The organism is Aquirufa antheringensis, from assembly GCF_004307425.1.
GTDB lineage: Bacteria > Bacteroidota > Bacteroidia > Cytophagales > Spirosomataceae > Aquirufa > Aquirufa antheringensis.
In genome coordinates, this window is record NZ_SEWZ01000004.1 from 312,300 (window position 1) to 333,860 (window position 21,561).

The following is a 21,561-nucleotide window of genomic DNA, read 5'->3' on the forward strand; positions in this document are numbered from 1 at the left end:
TTCTAATTCAAAGGATGACAGAAGCATATTCAAACGGATTCTTAATTACGGTAGATACGACACATCTACCTGAATTTGAACTTAATCCGCCCTACAAGCATTTTTTCTCCTACCAAATTACAATCAAAAATCTAAGTAATCAACCAGGACAATTGGTGAGTCGGTTTTGGGAAATTATTGATGGCGTTGGTTCTAAAGAAACGGTGAATGGATTAGGCGTCGTAGGGCAACAACCCGTTATAGAATCGGGCAATTCATTTACTTATACCTCTGGTTGCCCATTAGTTTCCTCTATTGGTAAGATGAGTGGTCATTATGTATTCCTGAATTTAGAGGATCAGTCTACTTTTAAAGTGGAAATACCCGCGTTTGAGCTCATCCCTGCCTACCATTTGAATTAATGAATCGGCTACAATTCTATTTTAAGGCGCAAACGGCGCACGGATTACATTCACCATCGATCTATTCTCTGTATTGTGAAGTGCTAAATCCCTATTTGAAAGGGCAATTAAGCAATTCTCAATTAAAAGAAGCCTTAGCAAATCGTTATTCAGATTGTACGATTATGGAGATTCAATCCTATGAAGATCTTGCCAAAATTCCTCAAAATACCATCCTTCTATTTGAGAAACCACACAGCCAAGAGAAAATCTGGAATGCATTACATTCAAATGAATCAGTGATTCAGACCGTTGATCTATTTGACCTAGGTCTTTTATTCTTTAAGCCCATTTGCCCTAAACAACATTTCTATTTACGCAAAATGACCTAAAAAAAGGGGCTCGATTTGAGCCCCTTTTGATTATTTGTCTGCTTTCGCTATATCGACGTTCACTCGCTTACCCTTGATTTGGGCGCCGCTCATCTTGTCTAATACGACATTCGCATATTCTTTCGGTACATCCACAAACGTGTGTTTGTTCTCGATTTGAATTTGACCTAATACGTTTCCTGGAATACCAGATTCTCCGGCAAAAGCTCCCACGATATTCGATGGAGAGATTTTTTCGTTAAATCCAATGTTCACCACTAGACGTACCATATTCTCATCTGATTTGTAAGGCTTACCATCGCGATCTACACGAGGGCCACGAGGTGCTGAGTTACGATCACCGCCTCTTTCGAAACGACCACCGCGGTCTCCACCACGATCTCCACCTCTTTCGAAACGGCCAGCACCGCGACGATCACCGCCACGATCTCCACCGCCCCAACGGTCACCGCCACCGCCTCTTTCGAAACGACCGCCGCCACCGCCGCGTTCATCGCGACCATACTTACGTGAGCTACGTTCCATATCGCCTTCGAGATTTTCATCACCGAACTCGTTCTTCACGACACCCATGTTCATCTTCACTAACGCAGCCACTACTTGCTCCACAGTGAAACCAGCATGTTGGAAATTAGGTAAAGCATCATCGAATAACTCTAAACCGCCTTCAGCGATCGTAGCACCTACCCGATCAATAAACATACCCTTTTTCACACCTACTACGTCAGAGAAAGTAGGAATCACTCCTTTATCAATCTTTACTTTCGTATAATTCATGATATCACGCAAACGATTGCGCTCAGCTCCTACGACTAACGTAAATGCCTTACCAGACTTACCGGCACGACCGGTACGACCGATACGGTGTACGTAATATTCTTCATCTAATGGAATATCGTAATTGATTACGGCATCCACGTTATCTACGTCCAAACCACGTGCCGCCACATCCGTCGCCACTAAGAAACTTACATTTCCACCACGGAAACGATTCATTACTTGGGTACGTTGTGATTGACGCAAGTCACCGTGAAGACCTTCAGCCGCGTATCCACGCAACATCAATTCTTCCACTACTTCGTCCACACGCTTCTTTTGGTTACAGAAAATCAAGACTAATTTCAACGAATAGAAGTCGATCAAACGAGTCGTCACTTCCATCTTAGCACGTCCTTTCACATCGTAGTATAATTGCTCGATGTTCACGTTCGTGATTTCGTTCTTCACTACCTTCACTAACTTAGGGTTAGTTAAATAACGGTTTGTCAAGGCCATAATCGGCTTAGACATAGTCGCTGAGAACAAGACTGTTTGACGCTCATTGGGAATTTCTTCCAAAATACTTTCGATATCCTCACGGAAACCCATATCTAACATCTCATCCGCCTCATCTAAAACGATCATCGATGTTTGATTTAATTTCAACGCACGACGCTCGATTAAGTCGATAACACGACCTGGTGTTCCCACCACGATGTTAGCCCCTGCTTTCAAGGACTTAATTTGACGATCGATGGAATCTCCACCATATACCGTCGTCACCCAAACACCCTTGGTAAACTTAGACAACTTCTTCATTTCCTCGGAAACTTGAACCGCTAATTCACGCGTAGGACATAAGATGATTGCTTGAACATACTTCTCAAAAGGAACAATATGTTCAATCATCGGAATACCGAACGCGGCTGTTTTACCAGTACCTGTCTGCGCTTGACCGATGACATCACGACCTTCCATAACGAAAGGAATTGCTTCTGATTGGATGGGAGAAGCAAACTCAAAGCCCATTTCTTTTACTGCTTCTTGGATTCCTTCCGACAATGGAAGCGAATCGAAGCGAATTTTTTCACTCATTTGATATATTTAATTACGATGCCCGAACACATCCGTAATTTAACTCCTGCCGATAGCCTTTGAATAAAGGAAAAAAGAGAGTTCCTGCGGATGTATTTAATAAACAAAGTACAAAAGTACTGTTTAATAAATTAGCATCCAATAAAATTGTACTATTTTAATGAAGAACGCTTCTTAAAGCTGAAAATGATTTGATTATTCGAGGAATTAGGCAAAGTAGCGACTGTAATTCGCTTCTGATTTAGACCCTCACCTACTAAGCGATTCTTTACCACATAAGCGTGTTCTTTGGCAACAATCGCCCCCTTTTCAGAAGCTACTTGTACCTGCAAGTCTACCTCTTTAAATTTATTCATACCAGAGGCAATTTGTTTAAACAAATAGGTTGTTGGGGAAGATAAAAGCTCCGTCTTATCACTAAAATCAAGCTCCGTACAAGTTAATTCCAAAGGAGAAACCACTGTAGAATCAGTCACATAGGCATGAAACGCAACCACTAGAGATTCTCTAGGCACCTGAAAAGGTTTTCCTTCTGGCCAAGTTAATGTAACCAGAGAATCAGTAGTAACCTTCGCAGAATCTACCACCGCCTTCGTTAGACTATCATTTAATTTGTTCAAGCTATCTATTGGAATAATTTGATCTGCATCCTCTTTTTCAACCACCTCAACTGTCCCTCCGCTTCTGAAGGCAAAAAACAAACCGATAGCCAGTAACACGATTCCAGCAATCACAGCGGCAATTAATTTGTAATTACGGGCAGGGCGATCATCAGCTGCAACAAACGGCTCATCAAATACAAATGAATCCCCTTTTAACACGTCATTTAAAACTAAGATATCTACTAGTGCCACTTGAATTTTAGCGGGCGTTAAGGCATAGAAATCAGAGGTATATGGCTGATAAAACTCGCCAAAAGATTTGTAATCACGCAATGCATCATAATCAAACTCCTTCAACCGGTAACCGTATAAAGCATAACTTAAGGTTAAACCTTTGATGATGGTCGAACTTTTGGCCCCTAATTGACCTCCTAATAAAGTAGCAATCGCACTTTTCTTATCCGGCAACAAAACCCCCATCATTCCTTCTCCAAAGCGATACAATGCTTCATAATCCGGCATCCCCTTCCCTGAACTTAATAACTTAGCCACTTCTTCTTGAGGAGCCGATTTCGCTAACATAAAATTATAGAGCGCATTGAAGCGAATCCGATTTCGAAATAACTTTAATACACTCCCTAAAACAACCGCTTCGAAGGCAGGAATCAATTCTAGCACCTTTTCCTGCTTCTCTGTACAAAGATCTGCAAGACGCTTTGCAAAAAATGCTTTTTCTTCGGGTGTGATTAATGTAAAAACCTGGCTCATATGGATTATTTCTAACACAAAATTACCTTATTTTTTTTATTTGCTTACCTTTGTAAGATGAAAAAGGTGTTATTTATTGATAGAGATGGGACTTTAATTGAAGAACCGATAATTGACCAACAAGTGGATAGTTTCGAAAAGCTAGCCTTCTTGCCAGAGGTTATCTCTAATCTGAAGAAAATAGACACGATTGCTGACTATGAATTAGTGATGGTGACCAATCAGGATGGTTTAGGAACGGATTCTTTTCCGGAAGAAACCTTTTGGCCAGCACACCAAAAGATGTTAGACATCTTCGCATCGGAAGGTATCATCTTCCAACAGATTCACATTGATCGCAGTTTTCCACACGAAAATAAACCGACGCGTAAACCTGGTATTGGTTTATTGGGCGAATATTTCACAAATGAGTATGATTTAGCCAATTCATTTGTCATTGGAGACCGTTTAACAGATCTTGAACTTGCGAAGAATTTAGGGGCCAAAGGGATTTTCATTGGCGACCTCGAAATCCCTGCTGAATTGCTGCCTTTTACAGCATTACAGTGCGCCAATTGGAATGAAATACACGAATTCTTCTTATTGCCTGCTAGACGAGTGTTTCATGAACGCAATACGCACGAAACTAAAATTGCCATTGACCTAAATTTAGATGGAAAAGGAGTTGCTAAGAACGAAACTGGCTTAGGCTTTTTCGATCATATGTTAGACCAAATAGCGAAACACGGTAATCTCGATTTAGCGGTTAAAGTGAATGGAGACCTTCATATAGACGAGCACCACACGATCGAGGATACAGGTATAGCCTTAGGCGAGGCTTTTGCCTTAGCTTTAGGGAACAAGAAAGGGATAGAACGCTACGGTTTTTTATTACCCATGGATGACTGTTTAGCTCAAGTAGCCATTGATTTCTCCGGCCGCAATTGGTTGGTTTGGGAGGCTAGTTTTAAACGCGAAATGATCGGTGAAATGCCTACTGAGATGTTTCATCATTTCTTCAAATCCTTTTCAGATGGAGCAAGATGTAACCTAAACATTCAAGCTACTGGAGATAACGAGCACCATAAAATCGAAGCAATCTTTAAAGGCTTTGCTAAGGCCATCAAAATTGCCGTAAACCGCGATCGAAAAAATTTAGATTCTTTGCCAAGTACCAAAGGACTTCTTTAAAATAATTTGTAAATTTGCATCATTAAACAACAATACAATGGGATATTCAGGAGCAGCGTTTTTTATCATCTTATTCGCAATTTCAATTGTAGTAGGTGCTAAACTTCAAAAGATCTATAAAGAGAGAGGAAAATAATCCTCTCTCTTTTAGTTTAATTTCCCATCGTCTGCAAAGCTATAAAAAGTAGACGACCCTATGATGAGGTGATCCACCACATCAATATCAAATATCTTACCTGCAGCCACGACTTGCTTCGTTAAATCCACATCTGACTTGCTAGGTCGCATTTGATCACTGGGATGATTATGTGCTAAAATGATGGATGAAGTCAATCGCTCTAAAGCTGACTTGTACAATAACCTAAGATCCACGGTAGTCCCGGACACACCACCCATACTTAATTTCTCCGCTAACACCACCGTTGAGGCACGATTTAGGTGAAATACCCAAAACTCTTCTCGTATCAAATCAGCTAGATAAGGCTTAATCAAGCTATACGCGTCCACCGAATTCCGAATCACTAGCTTGGAACTAGATTCATAGATTTGACGTCTTCTCCCTAATTCTAAAGCCGCCACAAGTAAAGCTGCCTTCGCAGGACCAATTCCCTTTAGTTTTTTAAAATCAAACGAATTGTAACGGGCTAATAAACACAAATCGCCATCGATGGCATTAAGCAAAAGTTGTGCTAAATCAGCAGCTGAATGTTCTGCGAACCCAGAACCAATCAGAATGGTCAAGATCTCAACCAACGACATATCACTTGCTCCTACGCGAGCTAATTTTTCTCGAGGCATATCCTCTTTCTGGGTGATTTTCATTCAAGAAAGGTAACCCATATAAACGAATAAACCCCTCTTGCGGAGGGGTTTATCACTATCTCGATAATCTACTATTAAGCAGCTACTTTGTTCACTAACTTAGCTAATTTAGATTTTTGATTTGCAGCTTTATTCTTGTGGATGATGTTTTTCTTAGCCAATTTATCCAAAGAAGAAGAAACTTGTTTGAAAAGCTCGATCACCACAGATTTTTCAGTCGTCAATCTCAATTTCTTGATTAATGTACGAGTTGATTTGTGTTGGTAACGATTACGTAAACGCTTTGCTTCGTTAGAACGGATACGCTTTAGTGCTGATTTATGATTTGCCATCTGTTAAATAAAATTCTCTTTTTACAAAATTGAAATGCAAAAGTAACCAATATGAAATTAAATAACAAGCGCTACCTTAAAATTTATATGTTTATTCTGTGTTCTATAGCGGTACACGCAGAAACTTATAGCACCTGGGGATTCTTTGGCCATCGAAAAATCAATTTACTGGCAACCTATACCCTACCTTTCCCCTTACATTCTTTTTACCGAAGACATCAAAAAGAGTTACAAGAGCTTGCTGTCTTACCCGACTCGCGACGTTATATCCTAGATATTGAAGCTTCACGGCATTATATCGATTTAGATCAATACGATCTGAATCAAGTTAGTTTTAGCACTTGGGAACAAATGCTACGCAAAAAATCAGAAGATTCAGTGAGAAAGCACGGCATCGTACCCTGGCATATTCCCATTGTATATTCCCGTTTAGTTCAAGCCTTTATACAAAAAGATACCTTACAAATCGTCAAGTTATCTGCAGAGTTAGGTCACTATGTAGCTGACGCACACGTCCCTTTGCATACGAGTTCGAATTATGATGGTCAAAAAACGGGCCAAGGTGGACTGCATAGTTTTTGGGAATCTCGAATACCCGAAATCTTAGGGAATCAATTAGATCAATTTAGCGGCCCAGCCACCTTCGTGCCTGATGTGCAACATAGTGCTTGGACTTGGGTTTTGGCTTCGCATAAACAACTACCTCTCCTATTCTCTATGGCTACCCAAGTGAGCGCCGATTTAAAAGAAGGAGAAAAATATAGTTTTGAACAAAAGGGACAAGCTTTAGTCAAAATACAGAGTCTAAAATATAGCCTAGCGTACCACAAAGCACTAAATCGACAAATTGAATCTCGGTTCCAAGCAGCCGTAAAACACGTGGGAGATCTTTGGTATTCTGCTTGGCTTTCTGCTGGCCAACCATCTTTCGAATAAATTTTGCAATTTTGTGAAATGAAATCCACACTTTTTATTCAATTGAAGCCGGGGAAAGACGCTCCGGTTAAACGTTTTCACCCCTGGGTATTTTCCGGCGCCATTGCAAAGCAAAGCCCCAATCTTCAAGATGGAGACTGGGTAAATGTAGTTAGTTCTAGAGACGAATTCCTAGGAACAGGTCACTACCACAATGGAAGTATTGCCGTTAAAATCATCTCTTTTCAAGAAATCGAATCGAAGAGTGATTTTTGGAAAAAACGCATTCTTAATGCGTGGGATTTACGCGCACTTTTGCCATTGGAAAAGACCAATGCCTTTCGCCTCATTCATGGTGAAGGAGACGGCTGCCCAGGCTTGATTATGGATTTATACAAAGATGTACTGGTATTCCAAGCGCACACCATCGGTATGCACCGTGATCGCGATGAGATCGTGGAAGCAATAAAAGAAGTATTAGGGAAGAAGATCAAAGCCATTTACGATAAAAGTCGGGAGACATTGCCAACAGAGTATGCACAAAATTGCACGAATGGATACGTTTATGGAGATGTAGCAGTTCCTTATACAGTTAAAGAAAATGGAATCTCCTTCTCTATCAATTGGATCACCGGACAAAAAACAGGCTTCTTCATCGACCAGCGCGAAAACAGAGCCCTTTTAGCGAAATATGCGAAAGGCAAATCGGTACTTAATACATTCTGTTATTCTGGCGGGTTCTCATTGTATGCCCTAGAGACTGGAGCTGCCTCTGTCATCTCTTTAGATGCCTCAGCTAAGGCCATCGATTTAGTGAAAGCTAATATCGAATTGAATAAGATGAAAAGCTTGCAGCACGAAGCTATTGTAGGCGAAACCCTACCCTATTTAAAGGCCAATGAAGACGAATTTGACATCATCGTTTTAGATCCACCTGCCTTTGCTAAATCAATGAATGCGAAACACAAAGCACTTCAGGGCTATCAAAAGATCAATGAATTAGCGTTAAAGAAAATCAAGAAAAACGGTTTACTATTCACCTATTCTTGCTCTCAAGTCATTACACGCGATTTGTTTTACAATATGCTGGTAGCTGCAGGGATCGCAGTAGGTCGTGAAATTCAAGTGATTCATCAAATGACACAATCACCCGATCACCCGATCAACCTATTTCATCCAGAGAGTAATTACTTGAAGGGATTCGTTCTAAAGGTATTATAATCAAAAAAGGCAGCTCGAGAGCTGCCTTTTTTGTTAGTTTACGAATCTAAATAGTCGATTCCAGCGTATAATCTCCCAAAACTTCCAAGAGAATAAAGGCTTGTTCGCGTCAATCGACATCCAAACAAAGAACGCTTTTCCTACAATATGATCTGAAGGTACAAAACCCCAGAAGCGTGAATCAGCCGAGTTATGGCGATTATCACCCATCATAAAATAGTAATCCTGCTTGAAGGTATACGAAGTAATGGCCTTACCATCAATCGAAATTTGATATCCGCTAACCACTACATTCTTATTTCCTTCGTATTTCTGAATCGCTTCGCTATACAAAGCCACGTTTCCTGGTGTCAAAGGGACCGTTAATCCCTTTGCAGGAACCTTCAAAGGACCATAAAAATCACGGTTCCATTTGTATAAAGTGGTATCGTGCGGGAAAATATCCACAAAGGTTACACCTTTAGGATCTTTGAATAGATTCGTATCAAATGTTTTGTTGAAAGGCAAGGCTTGTATCTCCTCCATCATTGCCTTAGACGTATTCAACTTATAACCCCAAAGCACATTTTGTGAATCTGGCTCAGCTAAAGGCAACCAATCCGCAGAGTCATAGCTTGCATCTGGTGCATTGCGAATACCATAAGTCTCGAAGAATTTCTCTTCTAAATTCTCTTTTGTCTTCATAAAGATCGGATGTTGCATCCGAACGGGATTTTCCATCGCTTTACCATTCACAAGTACTTGTTGGTCGCGAACTTCCAAAAAATCACCCGGAGTCGCCACACAGCGCTTCACATAAAACGTACGTAAATCAACAGGCGAATCACCATCCTCCTCAAAATTAGGCACATTAAAGACAACCGCGTCGCCTTGCTTCACTGAAGAAAACCCAGGAAGACGGTAAATAGGTAAATCTAACCAACGTAAATAAGAAGGAATATTCGTGAACCAAATTTTCTGATGCGTCAAAGGCAATTGTAAAGGTGTCTTAGGTGTCCGTACACCGTAATGCAATTTGCTTACGAACAGGAAGTCTCCTACCATCAAAGAACCCTCCATCGAAGGAGTCGGAATAGTATAAGCTTCGAAGACAAAAAATCGAATTAAAGTGGCTGCCACTACAGCGAATGCGACTGAATCTAGCCATTCTCTGAAGGCCGATTTTTGTTTTTTAGGTGTTTCTTTCGTTTCCTTCATCTTATTTTAACATATCGTCCATACCTAGGACTCCTTTTTTATCTTGTATCCACTCCGCTGCAATGACAGCACCCAAGGCAAATCCTTCACGGCTAAATGCCTCGTGAGTGATTTCAATTTGATCCACTTTGGAAATATACTTTACCGTATGAGTCCCTGGAATAATTGACTCACGTTGCGACCATATAGCCACCTCATTCGCTGCTGGAATCTCATTATTCACCCACTTATCTTTCGTTGCATAGGCTTCCATGATACCTTCTGCGATAGTTATCGCCGTTCCACTGGGTGAATCTTTCTTCTCTAAATGATGGATCTCATTCGTATAAATATCGTATTCCTTGTGTGGTGCCATCAATTGAGCCAGCCTCTTATTCAAACGAAAGAACAAGTTCACCCCGATCGAATAGTTCGAAGCATAAAAGAAAGTCGAGTTCATTTCTTGGGTCAAAGTCTCTACTTCAGCCTTCTTCTCTAACCAACCCGTTGTACCGCAAACCACTGGAATTTGCTTATGAATACACGTCAAGATATTCGCATAAGCAGAAGCTGGGTTAGAAAATTCAATGGCAACATCCACTTCAGCGGCAGATAAATTCAGCAAATCAGCCTGATTATCTACATCTATTTTAGCTACGATAGAATGGCCACGACCTAACGCTAAACGCTCGATCTCCTTACCCATTTTACCATACCCGATTAAAACTATCTTCATCTTTATTTAAAATTAAATGACAAGGTAATGCCCGAGACCAAACTTTGGGAAAAAGGCTGGTAATCTACCGTAGGCTTTACCTTTAAACTGATATCATCCGAAACATCAAATGTTTTCAAATGAGCACTTACATTCGCATCCACCACATTCAAGGTCCACGCTAATACCATTCCAATATAGGTATAATCTCTATTTCTTCTATACCCATCCGTTAAACGCTTTAACTGATTCACATCTAAATCACGAATCGTACCATCTTCATAGGGTACAGCGACCGTGGTTGGAGGTTTGTAGGTAGGGTCATCTACATGAGTGGACACCTGGTAATAATACGCTCTATACTTTGCATATCGTACATCATTCCAATTTGCAATCATTCCTAACGACACAAAAGCGCCAGCCACTAACGGTAATTTCCAATACTGTCGATTATACAATTGCCCCCAGCCTGGGATCATTAAGGACTTAAGCGTGGCTTGTCGCGGAATGATTTTATACGGTTTTACCACCGGTTTTAATTGGACAGAATCCTTTAAATCCATAGAGGCTACACTAAAAGGCAGTAACAAAACTAGAAGAAAGTTCTTCAGGTACATTATTGAACTCTGTTAAGAATGGTTAAAAGTTCTTCTTTCGATTTGAAACTTAACTTGATCTCCCCTTCCCCTTTTTCATTCATTTTCAAAGCAACAGGTGCATTGAAGAAGGATTTAAGCGTGGATTGCCATGCTTGTAGTTCCTGAGTAGATACTTTAACCGTAGCCGATCCAGTGGCTGGAGTATCCATATTTCCCGATTGGCGAACCGCATCTTCTAAACGACGAACGGACCAGTCTTCAGCCATGGCCTTTTGGAACAAGGTATTTTGCAAAACTTTATCTTCCAATGAAACTAAACAGCGAGCGTGTCCCATCGATAATTTAGCATCTCTGATCGCCACTTGAATATGCGGTGGTAATTTCAACAATCGCATATAATTCGTTACCGTAGAACGATTCTTCCCTACACGAGCTCCTAAATCCTCTTGCTTTAGATCGCATTCCTCCATCAATCGCTTGTAGGAAAGTGCGATCTCGATGGCATTCAGATTCTCCCGTTGAATGTTCTCAATCAAGGCCATTTCGATCATTTGTTGATCGTCAGCCGTCCGAACATAAGCCGGAATTGTCTTTAAACCAGCCAGTTTAGAAGCTTGAAAACGACGTTCCCCAGAAATTAATTGGTATTTTTTAGCAGAAACTTTCCGAACCGTAATGGGTTGAATAATTCCTTGAACACGTATCGATTCCGCTAATTCTTGTAATGCCTCGGGTGCAAAATATTCACGGGGCTGAAATGGATTCGTTTCAATTAATTCCAAAGAAATCTCATCCATTAAATTCACTCCTTCTAGACTTCCTGCAAAATCAGAGGGATGACGTGCTTGCAAGCCGCCCCCATCAGAATCTTCTAACAAGGCCCCTAAACCTCGACCTAAACCCGTTCTCTTCTTTGTATTTTCTTGCTTTGCACTCATATTGCTGTACCTAGATGGTCACTAATAAACCATTCTTACGAATAATCTCTTTGGCTAAATTCAAATAACTAATCGCCCCCTTACTGTCCGCATCGTGTAAAATAGCCGGAACCCCAAAACTAGGTGACTCAGACAAACGAATATTACGCGGAATAATTGTCTCAAAAACCATATTCTTAAAGTGAGAATTCACTTCATTAACCACCTGATTAGATAAGCGCAAACGCAAATCGTACATCGTTAATAAAATCCCCTCGATCACTAAAGCGGTATTCAAACGTGACTGTATAATCTTAATCGTATTCAGTAATTTACCCAAACCCTCTAGCGCATAATATTCACATTGCACAGGAATAATCACCGAATCTGCAGCTGTAAGGCTATTAATCGTAATTAAACCTAGTGAAGGCGAACAATCCATTATGATGAAATCATATTGATCTTTCACCGCTTCTAAAGCTTCTTTCATCTTCCGTTCCCGGTTATTTAGATTAATCATTTCAATCTCCGCACCCACTAGATCAATGTGAGAAGGAATAATATCTAAAAAAGGAACTTCGGTGGGTAAAATACTATCTTGAACGGTAGAAAGTCCTACCATACATTCGTAAATACTATTTTTTACTTCTTTCGGATTAAATCCTAATCCAGAAGTAGAATTAGCCTGTGGATCCGCATCTATCAACAAGGTTTTAAATTCAAAAGCAGCTAAACTGGCAGCTAAATTAATAGCAGTCGTTGTTTTCCCTACTCCCCCTTTTTGATTTGCAATCGCGATTGTTTTGCCCATAGGATGTTTACCGAAATGAATTGACAATATTACAAAAAAGGTTTCACATCTATCTCGAATTTCTTGTATCTTGTCATCAAAAATTCAGTAACTCTATATGTCAGCAAACAGTACCTCTCATCCTAAAGGACTTTATTTTCTTTACTCCACCGAAATGTGGGAGCGCTTCAATTTTTATGGAATGCGCGCCATTTTATCTCTCTTTTTAGTAAGTGCACTTTCCTTTAAACAAGACGAGGCCGCCATTTTATATGGTGGATTTTTAGGGCTTAGTTATCTAACTCCTATGCTGGGCGGTTATATCTCAGACCGTTACATTGGTAATCGCAACAGTATTATAGGCGGGGGATTTGCGATGGCGATAGGCCAGATCTTGTTATTTAGTTCTGCCAGTACTTTCAAGCTAGACGTCCCTTTTGCCACGAATTTAATGTGGGGTGGTTTAGTCTTTTTAATCTTAGGCAATGGCTTCTTTAAACCGAATATCTCTTCCATGGTGGGCCAACTATATAAAAAAGGAGATAGTCGTTTAGATGCTGCTTTCACTATCTTTTATATGGGGATAAACACTGGAGCCATGCTGGGCATGCTTATTTGTCCTTGGTTAGGGGATGTTAAAGTGGATGGTGTTCGTGTTATTGAAGCTTTTAAATGGGGCTTTTTAGCAGCTGGAGCTGCGATGTTAATTGGAACCATCTTATTCATCCTTTTAAAGGGGGTATTTTTAAAGGCTCCAGATGGAAGTGAAATAGGTTTAGCCCCTACCTTTAGCGCCATTAAATCAGCAGATGAGGAGACAGAAAAAGCAGAGTTCTCGACTCAATCCATCGTTATTTCCAGCGCCTTATTTATTGGTCTAATCATCGGATTTCATTATTTATTCGTCACTGAAGTGGCTAATCCGATCAAAGACTGGATTTATCCTGTTATCTATTCAGCGGGAATCAGCTTAGCATTCTTGATAATGAGGGACAAAACCTTAACCAAAATTGAAAGAGATCGAATTTGGGTGATGTACTTTGTAGCCTTCTTTGTGATTTTCTTTTGGGCAGCCTATGAGCAAGCTGGATCATCACTGACCTTTATTGCAGATCAACAAACGGATTTGAACTTCTTTGGCATCCAATTACCTCCTAGTTCTGTCCAAAACGCTAATTCCTTTTTCATCATCATCTTAGCTTTCCCTTTCTCTTGGCTTTGGATGCGTCTTGCAAAAAAAGGAATTGAACCCAATTCACCAGGTAAACAAGCCATCGGATTACTGTTATTAGCCATTGGTTACTTGATCATCGCGATAAAAGTGAAAAACTTAGGTACAGACAAACTAGGGGTTATTTGGTTATTCATTATGTATTTATTCCATACCATGGGTGAATTGAGTCTCTCACCCATCGGATTGTCCTTAGTTTCTAAGTTAGCGCCTAAGCGATTCTCCTCTTTATTGATGGGTGTTTGGTTCTTAGCTAATGCGGCTGGTTATGCTTTATCTGGAACGCTAGGCGCTTTATTACCTCCTGCCACTGCGGTAGTAGGCCAAACCGTCTTCCCAAGTTTCCTTGGTTTTGAGATCAAAAACCTCTACGATTTTTTCATTGTATTTGTCATCATGGCAGGAATTGCCTCCATTCTACTGTTTGGACTTGCTAATGGACCACTTAAAAAAATGATGCACGGCATCCGATAAAATATGGATTCACACGATCACCACTTATACGAGAAACACCTGAAAAGTTCTGATTTTATCACTGACGTTGTGATAGGGATGTCAGATGGATTGACTGTGCCATTTGCTCTTGCCGCGGGCCTTTCTGGTGCTGTTGATTCAGCTAGCATCGTGACCACGGCTGGTGTTGCTGAAATTGTTGCCGGATCTATTGCGATGGGTTTAGGCGGTTATTTAGCTGGCCAAACAGAACAAGAGCACTACGAGTCAGAATTGAAACGCGAATACGATGAAGTTGAACGCGTGCCAGAGAGAGAAAAACAAGAGATTAGAGATGTATTTGAAGATTATGGTTTGAGCCCTGAGGCACAAGAAATTGTCGTAGAATGTATTTCCAAAGACAAGGATAAGTGGGTCGACTTCATGATGCGCTTCGAATTAGGTCTGGAACGACCTAACCCAAATCGTGCTAGAAATTCGGCCTTAACTATTGGTATCTCCTATATCATAGGAGGTTTCATTCCCCTTATTCCGTATTTCTATGTGGAAAAACCACAGGATGGTTTAATCTACTCTGCCGAAGTAACCATTTTAGCCTTGTTGGTATTTGGCTACTTTAAGAGCAAAGTAACCGGCCAAAACCCCATCATCGGATCATTAAAAGTAACCTCTATAGGTGCGGCAGCCGCCGCTGCCGCCTATTTCGTCGCTACCTTATTTCAATAAGCAGACACGGTATCATCCCCACGGGAATCTGCACCACCTTGCAGGTTCCCATTCGGTAACACTAAAATTCCTTCTACTAAACCAATAGCCGAAACAGGCGCAAAAGTATACCCTTTTGATTGAAGGCGAACTTGTTGTTCTGCTGAAAAACGATTCGGTTCTGACGTAATTTTATCTGGCAACCATTGGTGATGAAAACGAGGATATTCTACCGCTTGTTGCATATTCATCCCCATTTCCAAGGTATTCAAAACCACTTGAAAAACACTCGTAATAATTGTTGAGCCTCCTGGAGTCCCCACCACCATTTTTAATTTACCGTTTTCCTCCACAATCGTAGGAGTCATACTAGAAAGCATACGCTTGTTAGGTTGAATCTCATTCGCCTTTGAACCGATTAAACCATAGAGATTAGGTGCACCTGCTTTGGCAGAAAAATCATCCATCTCATCATTCAAAAGGAAACCTGATCCACCCACAAATACTTTAGAACCATAAGAATTATTCAACGTAGTGGTGATAGACACCGCATTTCCTTCTCCGTCCACAATGCTATAATGCGTCGTTTCGGGACTCTCGTAACCCGGAAAAACTCCAGCCTGAATGTCAGAACTCTTAGTGGCCTGATTAAAATTCATCGAAGACATACGAGAAGTAGCATAAGTCGAATCGATTAATTCAGCTACAGGTACTTTGACAAAATCCGGATCCCCTAACCACTTCGCGCGATCCGCATACACACGCCGCTCTGCTTCGACCATCACCTGAATCGTCGAATCAGAGGTAGGACCCCAATTTTTAAGCGAGTAAGGGGCTACCATTTGTAATAATTGCGCTAAGGCTACTCCTCCACTGCTGGGTGGCGGCATTCCAATGATCTGGTAATTCTTGTATTGACTCTTGATAGGGGTACGCCAAACAGCCTGATAATGACGTAAATCCTTCTTCGAAATGATGCCGTTTTTTGATTTCATTTCTCTCACGATATTTCGAGCGGTTGGGCCTTTATAGAAACCTTTGGCCTTCTTTCTAAGGATTAACTCTAACGTATTCGCTAAATCCTCCTGCACTAACAAATCACCTGCCTTCCACTCTTTCCCCTCAGCCGATAGTAAATAATTCTTTCCTGGATTCTCTTTTATAAACTCTGTTCTCTGGCGATTTAAACCTCTAGCTTCTTTTTCAGTCAGCACTAAACCATTTCTAGCTAAAGCTACTGCCGGCTTTAAAAGCGCTTCCCATGGCAAGCGACCTAATTTTGCATGCATTTCTTGCATCCCTGCCACTGTACCTGGAACTCCTACTGAAAATATTCCAGTCATACTTTTACCTGGAATAATATTACCCTCAGGATCTAAATACATATCTCTACTCGCCGCTAAAGGAGCTTTTTCCCGATAATCTAATGCCTTAACGGCACCAGATTTATCCCGGTAAACGAGAAATCCTCCCCCACCAATATTCCCTGCAGATGGATGAGCCACAGCTAAAGCAAAATTCACAGCCACAGCTGCATCTACCGCATTTCCTCCATTTTTCAAGATCGCTAAACCAATTTCAGAGGCCGCAGGATGGGTAGAAACCACCATACCATTCTTTCCTTCCAGGAGAGGTTTCTGAGTGATTTGAGCCAAAAGAGAAAAATGTAACGTGAGAAGGAGAAAATACTTAGTCATTTTAAGTTTGTTTTGAAATGAATCGACAAATTAATAGAATCCGATGATTTACTAACATTGCGATAATAAAAATATAATTTAACTTTGTGATTATTTAAAGAATTTTTCAATAAAACGTAGACTAACAGTGGATATTTTCGAGAAGGTAGTTAATAACATGGGACCCATCGGTGCACATGCCCATTATTCCCATCATTATTTTTCATTCCCAAAATTAACAGGAGAATTAGGCCCTAGAATGACTTTCATGGGCAAAGAAATGTTAAACTGGTCTTTAAATAACTATTTAGGACTTGCGAATCATCCAGAAGTAAGAAAAGCCGATGCTGAAGCTACCGCTAAATACGGTTTAGCCTACCCTATGGGAGCTCGAATGATGTCAGGTAATACAGATGAGCATGAAGAATTTGAGCGTCAATTGGCTGAATTCGTCGGAAAAGAGGATGCATTCTTACTAAACTACGGATACCAAGGCGTTATGTCAGTAATCGAATGCATGGTCGATCACAAAGATGTGATCGTATATGACGCAGAGTCTCATGCCTGTTTAATTGATGGAATACGTCTTCACAAGGCGAAAATGGGTCAATACTATAAGTTCAACCACAATGACATGGATTCATTGCGCAAGAACTTAGAACGTGCGACTAAAATCACCAACGAAACGGGAGGTGGTATTTTAGTGATTACGGAAGGGGTTTTTGGGATGTCAGGAAAAGTAGGGTCCCTAGACAAGATTGTGGAAATGAAAAAAGACTTCAATTTCCGTATGTTAGTAGATGATGCTCACGGTTTTGGAACCATGGGTGACAATGGAAAAGGAGTAGGTGAATATTTAAACTGTACAGAAGGTATCGATTTATACTTCTCCACATTTGCTAAATCTATGGCTGCTATTGGAGCCTTCGTTGCGGCACCTAAGGAGATTATCATGTATTTAAAATACAATATGCGTTCTCAAACCTATGCAAAAGCATTACCTATGCCTTTTGTCATCGGTGGCATGAAACGTTTAGAGTTGATCAAAAAACATCCAGAATTAAGAGAAACCTTATGGGCTAATGTACGTGCCTTACAAAAGGGGTTAAAAGAGAAAGGATTTGATATCGGAGAAACTCAGTCTCCTGTAACACCCGTATTCTTACATGGTGAATATGATATTGCTGCGGTAACCAAACTAGTACGTGACTTACGCGAAAACATGGGTATATTCTGTAGTATTGTCGTTTATCCAGTAGTTCCTAAAGGCCAAATCATGTTAAGAATCATTCCTACCTCTTCTCACAGCTTAGCGGATATAGAATATACCTGCAATTGCTTTGCTGAAGTGCAAGAAAGATTGAAATCTGGCTACTATGCCCAATAATTGATTGATTTAACGGTTGAATAAGAAAAAATTGTACTTTTTTCAATTTTTTTTCTGTTTTTTCTTGATTTTAATTTGCACACAACAAGTTTTTTACTAAATTTCGCTTATTAAAGCTCATTTAAGGGCATAAAGACAATCTAATATTATTTACACAACCTAAAAAACAAATTATCATGAGTAGATTTGCACAAGTAAAGGACTTAATTTTATCTTTAGAAGGAGATTTCGAAAAATTCTACGATAAAGGAAATCAAGCAGCTGGTACTCGCGTAAGAGGTGGTTTACAACAATTGAAGACTTTAGCACAAGAAATTCGTACTGAAGTTCAAGACAAGAAAAACTCAGGAAAATAATTTTTCCCCTCTTGATAAAGAAAGCCCGATTTTCATCGGGCTTTTTTTTGTTTAAAAGAGTTCAGTATGCAGAGCAGATGCGAAACCATCCACCATCAGTTTACCACGTTCAAGTTCAAAAACTTGGGTTGCTATTTCAGCGGTATGTTTAGCTGGATTAGTACTCACAATTTCAAATCTAGCCTTGTAGGTAGTGCCTACAAATAAGGGACGCTTAAATTCTGAAACTTGCTTTAAATAAACACTGCCCTCACCAGGAAACTCCATTCCCATCACGCGAGAGAAAACACTCGCAATGAGAGCTCCATGAATAATGGGCTTTTTAAAGGGTGTAGTAGCGGCATAAGCTTCATCCCAATGCAAAGGATTAAAGTCGCCCGATATTTTACAGAAATCATTTACTTGTTCCTGAGTGAACGAGAATTCGATCTCATAAGAGTTTCCAACTTCTAACATAGATTGATCATTTTTTGTAAAATTAAACCAAAATTTGATTCTATTTTTGTACAAAATTAAATTAAACGCATGATTCACTTTATTCTTAACCCAAACGCAGGAACTAATTCTCCGCAAAAGAGGGCTAGAATAATCAACCTGTTGCAGGCTATCCCTAATTCCAAGATTTGGCAGACGGAACGAGTAAACCATGCTTCTGAATTAACAAAACAAGCTATTACAGAAGGAGCCTCTAAAATTGTGGCGGTGGGCGGGGATGGAACCATCAATGAAGTCGCTTCCTCCTTATTGTATAGCCACATTCCATTAGGAATTATACCTATGGGATCAGGGAATGGTTTAGCAAGACATTTAGGAATTCCCTTTCCTTTCGAAAAAGCGCTAAATAAGGCTTTATATGGCACCATAATAGGAATTGATGCTGGTAAATGGAATGATCGACCCTTCTTTTGTACCGCCGGAATCGGATTTGATGCTTATGTGGCAGCCCATTTTGCAAAGAGAGGTAAACGAGGTTTCTTTAATTATGTCTATTCCAGCTTTGTCTCTTTACGCTCTTATCGGCCCATCGAAATCAAAGGCAAAGGTCCCACATTCTCTTTCACAGTAGCTAATGCCAATCAATTTGGAAATAATGCCTACATATCTCCTGAATCTGACTTGCAAGATGGTCAATTAGAATCAATTTACATAAAGCCAGGATCATTCTGGTCCGTTGTTAATCTTGGAATAAGTCTATTTCGTAAAAACCTGCCTTACAATCCTTTAGTCACGATCTCTTCCATCAAATCACTACACGTTGATGCACCTGAAGGAATTCCCTATCACCTTGATGGCGAAAGTCTCCTACTCCATTCGGGGACCATTGAGATAACGATACTGCCTTCCGCTCTTCTTGTTATAAAATAATTTTCTTATACTTTTTCAAGTTAAAGAATGATTAAACCACACTTAATTTGAACAATTTTTAGAAGCAAATTTTAGCGTCTTTTTTTTCGAAAAAAAACTGGATTTATTTTCGATTTCAAATTTGGAACGACATCTTATTTTACTATTTTTGTCTCCCCGCTTAAGAAAAAAGGTAGTCGTTTTCTTAATTAAGAACCATAATAAACATATATAATGTAAGCTAAGGTGAATTCCTTTAAAATTCGCCCTGAGAACTGTTTGACTCATAAAATTAATGCAAATCGAAGTTAGAGAATTGTGGAATAACTGTCTGAATATCATCAAAAATGATATATCAGAGCAAAGTTTCGCAACTTGGTTTGCCCCTATCGTTCCGCTTAAATTCCAAAACAACACTTTGTTGATTCAAGTGCCCTCTCAGTTCTTCTACGAATGGCTCGAAGAGAAGCACGTTTCTGATTTAAGAAAGGCCATAGATCTAACTATCGGGCGTCATGGAATGTTAGAATATTCCATCGTAGTAGATAATGGGGATCGTAAGAACCCGCCTATTACTTTTAACCTTCCGCCTACTAACCAAACTCAAAATCAACAAGCGAAGGCTCCTAATTTTCCTAATCCCGCAAAGAGCCCTTTTGAGCTAAAAAATTTAGATTCATTAGAATTAGATTCTTATTTAATTCCTAAATATACTTTTGACAAATTCATCGAAGGAGATTGCAATCGCCTAGGTCGCGCAGCTGGAATGGCTGTAGCTAATAAGCCAGGCTTAACCGCATTCAATCCTCTCATGATTTATGGCGGTGTGGGTTTAGGCAAGACCCACTTAATACAAGCCATAGGGAATCAGATTAAAGATTCCTTTCCAGATAAGTTTGTTCTTTACGTATCTACGGAGAAGTTTACGAACCAATTTGTGAATGCGATACGAAATAATTCTATCGAAGCCTTCACAAACTTCTATTTACAAGTAGATGTGTTAATTATTGATGACGTTCAATTCTTATCAGGTAAAGAAAAAACCCAAGAGACCTTCTTTAATATATTTAATCACCTACATCAATCAGGTAAACAAATTATCCTTTCTTCTGACCGTGCTCCTAGAGACTTAGCTGGAATGGAAGACCGCTTACTTTCACGATTTAAGTGGGGCTTGACGGCTGATTTGCAGCAACCTGATTTTGAGACCCGTATTGCTATCATTCAAAAGAAGCTGCAAGAAGATGGGATCCAAATTGATTTCGATGTATTAGAATACTTAGCTCATTCCATTCAAACCAACGTTCGTGAATTAGAAGGCGTGATCATTTCACTGATGGCACAGGCTTCCCTTACCCGTAAGGAAATTGATTTAGAATTAGCGAAGTCCACACTCAAGAGTATTGTGAACGAACAAGAAAAGGAATTGAGTGTAGAAAGTATCCTAGACGTAGTTACCAATCATTTTGATGTCGATCTCGATACCTTACGTGGCAAATGTCGCAAGAAAGAGAATGTTTTCCCTCGTCAAATTGCGATGTACATGCTTAAAGAATTAACTAATTTACCATTAAAGTCAATTGGCTATCATTTCGGAGGTAGAGATCATAGTACAGTTATTCACGCTGTTCAAGCCATCTCTGAGGCGATGGAAACAGACCAAAGTGTCGAAAAAACCATTCGAAACCTCTTTACCCGATTTAATCTCAAAGGAGTTCAATCCTAAAAAAAGCGACTAATCTACATTAGCCGCTTT

Annotated in this window: 22 protein-coding genes; 11 read left to right on the forward strand and 11 right to left on the reverse strand. The window is 40.0% G+C overall.

Features of this window, described 5'->3' with window-relative positions:
* Positions 1-14 precede the first annotated feature (14 nt).
* Together apaG and EWU21_RS10000 are read left to right on the forward strand one after the other, a co-directional pair.
* The gene (apaG, locus tag EWU21_RS09995; protein WP_130896819.1) at positions 15-401 is read left to right on the forward strand and encodes a Co2+/Mg2+ efflux protein ApaG; all 387 of its coding nucleotides are present in this window, start codon (positions 15-17) and stop codon (positions 399-401) included.
* Positions 401-772, forward strand: coding sequence for a hypothetical protein (locus tag EWU21_RS10000; protein ID WP_130896820.1), 372 nt, complete (start codon positions 401-403; stop codon positions 770-772). The genes apaG and EWU21_RS10000 overlap by 1 nt, the downstream gene beginning before the upstream one ends.
* 30 nt (positions 773-802) lie before the next feature.
* Here the strand turns inward: EWU21_RS10000 and EWU21_RS10005 are convergent, their stop codons facing one another.
* Together EWU21_RS10005 and EWU21_RS10010 are read right to left on the reverse strand one after the other, a co-directional pair.
* Positions 803-2,626 (reverse strand): DEAD/DEAH box helicase, encoded by a 1,824-nt coding sequence (locus EWU21_RS10005; protein WP_130896821.1) that lies wholly within the window; start codon positions 2,624-2,626, stop codon positions 803-805.
* Between the two features lie 152 nt (positions 2,627-2,778).
* Positions 2,779-3,996 carry a hypothetical protein gene (locus tag EWU21_RS10010; protein WP_130896822.1) on the reverse strand — a complete coding sequence of 406 codons (1,218 nt, stop codon included), beginning with the start codon at positions 3,994-3,996 and terminating at the stop codon, positions 2,779-2,781.
* Positions 3,997-4,053: 57 nt separating this feature from the next.
* On the opposite strand from EWU21_RS10010, the gene hisB reads away from it, so the two are divergent.
* On the forward strand, positions 4,054-5,166 hold the full coding sequence (hisB, locus tag EWU21_RS10015; RefSeq protein ID WP_130896823.1) for a bifunctional histidinol-phosphatase/imidazoleglycerol-phosphate dehydratase HisB: 1,113 nt from the start codon (positions 4,054-4,056) through the stop codon (positions 5,164-5,166).
* 147 nt (positions 5,167-5,313) lie between these two features.
* Here hisB and EWU21_RS10020 read toward each other — a convergent pair whose 3' ends face one another.
* Positions 5,314-5,988 (reverse strand): JAB domain-containing protein, encoded by a 675-nt coding sequence (locus tag EWU21_RS10020; RefSeq protein ID WP_130896824.1) that lies wholly within the window; start codon positions 5,986-5,988, stop codon positions 5,314-5,316.
* A gap of 74 nt (positions 5,989-6,062) precedes the next feature.
* Positions 6,063-6,320 carry a 30S ribosomal protein S20 gene (gene rpsT, locus EWU21_RS10025; RefSeq protein ID WP_130896825.1) on the reverse strand — a complete coding sequence of 86 codons (258 nt, stop codon included), beginning with the start codon at positions 6,318-6,320 and terminating at the stop codon, positions 6,063-6,065.
* 51 nt (positions 6,321-6,371) lie between these two features.
* Here rpsT and EWU21_RS10030 point away from each other — a divergent pair, with 51 nt between their 5' ends.
* On the forward strand, positions 6,372-7,256 hold the full coding sequence (locus EWU21_RS10030; protein WP_130896826.1) for a zinc dependent phospholipase C family protein: 885 nt from the start codon (positions 6,372-6,374) through the stop codon (positions 7,254-7,256).
* An 18-nt stretch (positions 7,257-7,274) separates the two neighbouring features.
* On the forward strand, positions 7,275-8,456 hold the full coding sequence (locus EWU21_RS10035; RefSeq protein WP_130896827.1) for a class I SAM-dependent rRNA methyltransferase: 1,182 nt from the start codon (positions 7,275-7,277) through the stop codon (positions 8,454-8,456).
* A gap of 33 nt (positions 8,457-8,489) precedes the next feature.
* Here EWU21_RS10035 and lepB read toward each other — a convergent pair whose 3' ends face one another.
* From lepB to EWU21_RS10060, 5 genes are read right to left on the reverse strand one after another with little or no spacing between them, the layout of a single operon-like run.
* Entirely contained in the window at positions 8,490-9,653 is a 1,164-nt protein-coding gene (lepB, locus tag EWU21_RS10040) for a signal peptidase I (protein ID WP_130896828.1), read from the reverse strand.
* 1 nt (position 9,654) lies between these two features.
* Positions 9,655-10,368 carry a 4-hydroxy-tetrahydrodipicolinate reductase gene (dapB, locus tag EWU21_RS10045; protein ID WP_130896829.1) on the reverse strand — a complete coding sequence of 238 codons (714 nt, stop codon included), beginning with the start codon at positions 10,366-10,368 and terminating at the stop codon, positions 9,655-9,657.
* A 2-nt stretch (positions 10,369-10,370) separates the two neighbouring features.
* A complete protein-coding gene (locus EWU21_RS10050; protein ID WP_130896830.1) occupies positions 10,371-10,964 on the reverse strand; it encodes a DUF5683 domain-containing protein in 594 nt (197 codons plus the stop codon).
* Positions 10,964-11,884, reverse strand: coding sequence for a ParB/RepB/Spo0J family partition protein (locus tag EWU21_RS10055; RefSeq protein ID WP_130896831.1), 921 nt, complete (start codon positions 11,882-11,884; stop codon positions 10,964-10,966). Before EWU21_RS10055 ends, EWU21_RS10050 begins: the two co-directional genes overlap by 1 nt.
* A 10-nt stretch (positions 11,885-11,894) precedes the next feature.
* A complete protein-coding gene (locus tag EWU21_RS10060; RefSeq protein ID WP_130896832.1) occupies positions 11,895-12,674 on the reverse strand; it encodes a ParA family protein in 780 nt (259 codons plus the stop codon).
* Between the two features lie 97 nt (positions 12,675-12,771).
* On the opposite strand from EWU21_RS10060, the gene EWU21_RS10065 reads away from it, so the two are divergent.
* Both EWU21_RS10065 and EWU21_RS10070 read left to right on the forward strand, forming a co-directional pair.
* Positions 12,772-14,358 carry a peptide MFS transporter gene (locus EWU21_RS10065; RefSeq protein ID WP_130896833.1) on the forward strand — a complete coding sequence of 529 codons (1,587 nt, stop codon included), beginning with the start codon at positions 12,772-12,774 and terminating at the stop codon, positions 14,356-14,358.
* Positions 14,359-14,361: 3 nt separating this feature from the next.
* Positions 14,362-15,063: a VIT1/CCC1 transporter family protein gene (locus EWU21_RS10070; protein ID WP_130896834.1), complete on the forward strand. Its 702-nt coding sequence runs from the start codon at positions 14,362-14,364 to the stop codon at positions 15,061-15,063.
* Here EWU21_RS10070 and ggt read toward each other — a convergent pair.
* Complete coding sequence (gene ggt, locus EWU21_RS10075) at positions 15,057-16,739, reverse strand: gamma-glutamyltransferase (protein WP_201738105.1); 1,683 nt, start codon at positions 16,737-16,739, stop codon at positions 15,057-15,059. The genes EWU21_RS10070 and ggt overlap by 7 nt on opposite strands.
* Positions 16,740-16,866: 127 nt before the next feature.
* Here ggt and EWU21_RS10080 point away from each other — a divergent pair, with 127 nt between their 5' ends.
* Both EWU21_RS10080 and EWU21_RS10085 read left to right on the forward strand, forming a co-directional pair.
* The gene (locus EWU21_RS10080) at positions 16,867-18,105 is read left to right on the forward strand and encodes an aminotransferase class I/II-fold pyridoxal phosphate-dependent enzyme (RefSeq protein ID WP_130896835.1); all 1,239 of its coding nucleotides are present in this window, start codon (positions 16,867-16,869) and stop codon (positions 18,103-18,105) included.
* Between the two features lie 176 nt (positions 18,106-18,281).
* Entirely contained in the window at positions 18,282-18,461 is a 180-nt protein-coding gene (locus EWU21_RS10085) for a histone H1 (protein WP_130896836.1), read from the forward strand.
* A 51-nt stretch (positions 18,462-18,512) separates the two neighbouring features.
* Here the strand turns inward: EWU21_RS10085 and EWU21_RS10090 are convergent, their stop codons facing one another.
* Positions 18,513-18,917: a MaoC family dehydratase gene (locus EWU21_RS10090; protein ID WP_130896837.1), complete on the reverse strand. Its 405-nt coding sequence runs from the start codon at positions 18,915-18,917 to the stop codon at positions 18,513-18,515.
* A gap of 69 nt (positions 18,918-18,986) precedes the next feature.
* Between EWU21_RS10090 and EWU21_RS10095 the strand changes: the two genes are divergently transcribed.
* Together EWU21_RS10095 and dnaA are read left to right on the forward strand one after the other, a co-directional pair.
* Positions 18,987-19,826: a diacylglycerol/lipid kinase family protein gene (locus EWU21_RS10095; protein WP_130896838.1), complete on the forward strand. Its 840-nt coding sequence runs from the start codon at positions 18,987-18,989 to the stop codon at positions 19,824-19,826.
* Between the two features lie 274 nt (positions 19,827-20,100).
* Positions 20,101-21,531, forward strand: coding sequence for a chromosomal replication initiator protein DnaA (dnaA, locus tag EWU21_RS10100; protein ID WP_130896839.1), 1,431 nt, complete (start codon positions 20,101-20,103; stop codon positions 21,529-21,531).
* The last annotated feature ends 30 nt before the right edge of the window (positions 21,532-21,561 follow it).

What these genes read in the sequence shown, in the direction of transcription:
- apaG (WP_130896819.1), top strand. Translation starts at nt 15, where the DNA reads ATGACAGAAGCATATTCAAACGGATTCTTAATTACGGTAGATACGACA.
- EWU21_RS10000 (WP_130896820.1), top strand. Translation starts at nt 401, where the DNA reads ATGAATCGGCTACAATTCTATTTTAAGGCGCAAACGGCGCACGGATTA.
- EWU21_RS10005 (WP_130896821.1), bottom strand. Translation starts at nt 2,626, where the DNA reads ATGAGTGAAAAAATTCGCTTCGATTCGCTTCCATTGTCGGAAGGAATC.
- EWU21_RS10010 (WP_130896822.1), bottom strand. Translation starts at nt 3,996, where the DNA reads ATGAGCCAGGTTTTTACATTAATCACACCCGAAGAAAAAGCATTTTTT.
- hisB (WP_130896823.1), top strand. Translation starts at nt 4,054, where the DNA reads ATGAAAAAGGTGTTATTTATTGATAGAGATGGGACTTTAATTGAAGAA.
- EWU21_RS10020 (WP_130896824.1), bottom strand. Translation starts at nt 5,988, where the DNA reads ATGAAAATCACCCAGAAAGAGGATATGCCTCGAGAAAAATTAGCTCGC.
- rpsT (WP_130896825.1), bottom strand. Translation starts at nt 6,320, where the DNA reads ATGGCAAATCATAAATCAGCACTAAAGCGTATCCGTTCTAACGAAGCA.
- EWU21_RS10030 (WP_130896826.1), top strand. Translation starts at nt 6,372, where the DNA reads ATGAAATTAAATAACAAGCGCTACCTTAAAATTTATATGTTTATTCTG.
- EWU21_RS10035 (WP_130896827.1), top strand. Translation starts at nt 7,275, where the DNA reads ATGAAATCCACACTTTTTATTCAATTGAAGCCGGGGAAAGACGCTCCG.
- lepB (WP_130896828.1), bottom strand. Translation starts at nt 9,653, where the DNA reads ATGAAGGAAACGAAAGAAACACCTAAAAAACAAAAATCGGCCTTCAGA.
- dapB (WP_130896829.1), bottom strand. Translation starts at nt 10,368, where the DNA reads ATGAAGATAGTTTTAATCGGGTATGGTAAAATGGGTAAGGAGATCGAG.
- EWU21_RS10050 (WP_130896830.1), bottom strand. Translation starts at nt 10,964, where the DNA reads ATGTACCTGAAGAACTTTCTTCTAGTTTTGTTACTGCCTTTTAGTGTA.
- EWU21_RS10055 (WP_130896831.1), bottom strand. Translation starts at nt 11,884, where the DNA reads ATGAGTGCAAAGCAAGAAAATACAAAGAAGAGAACGGGTTTAGGTCGA.
- EWU21_RS10060 (WP_130896832.1), bottom strand. Translation starts at nt 12,674, where the DNA reads ATGGGCAAAACAATCGCGATTGCAAATCAAAAAGGGGGAGTAGGGAAA.
- EWU21_RS10065 (WP_130896833.1), top strand. Translation starts at nt 12,772, where the DNA reads ATGTCAGCAAACAGTACCTCTCATCCTAAAGGACTTTATTTTCTTTAC.
- EWU21_RS10070 (WP_130896834.1), top strand. Translation starts at nt 14,362, where the DNA reads ATGGATTCACACGATCACCACTTATACGAGAAACACCTGAAAAGTTCT.
- ggt (WP_201738105.1), bottom strand. Translation starts at nt 16,739, where the DNA reads ATGACTAAGTATTTTCTCCTTCTCACGTTACATTTTTCTCTTTTGGCT.
- EWU21_RS10085 (WP_130896836.1), top strand. Translation starts at nt 18,282, where the DNA reads ATGAGTAGATTTGCACAAGTAAAGGACTTAATTTTATCTTTAGAAGGA.
- EWU21_RS10090 (WP_130896837.1), bottom strand. Translation starts at nt 18,917, where the DNA reads ATGTTAGAAGTTGGAAACTCTTATGAGATCGAATTCTCGTTCACTCAG.
- EWU21_RS10095 (WP_130896838.1), top strand. Translation starts at nt 18,987, where the DNA reads ATGATTCACTTTATTCTTAACCCAAACGCAGGAACTAATTCTCCGCAA.
- dnaA (WP_130896839.1), top strand. Translation starts at nt 20,101, where the DNA reads ATGCAAATCGAAGTTAGAGAATTGTGGAATAACTGTCTGAATATCATC.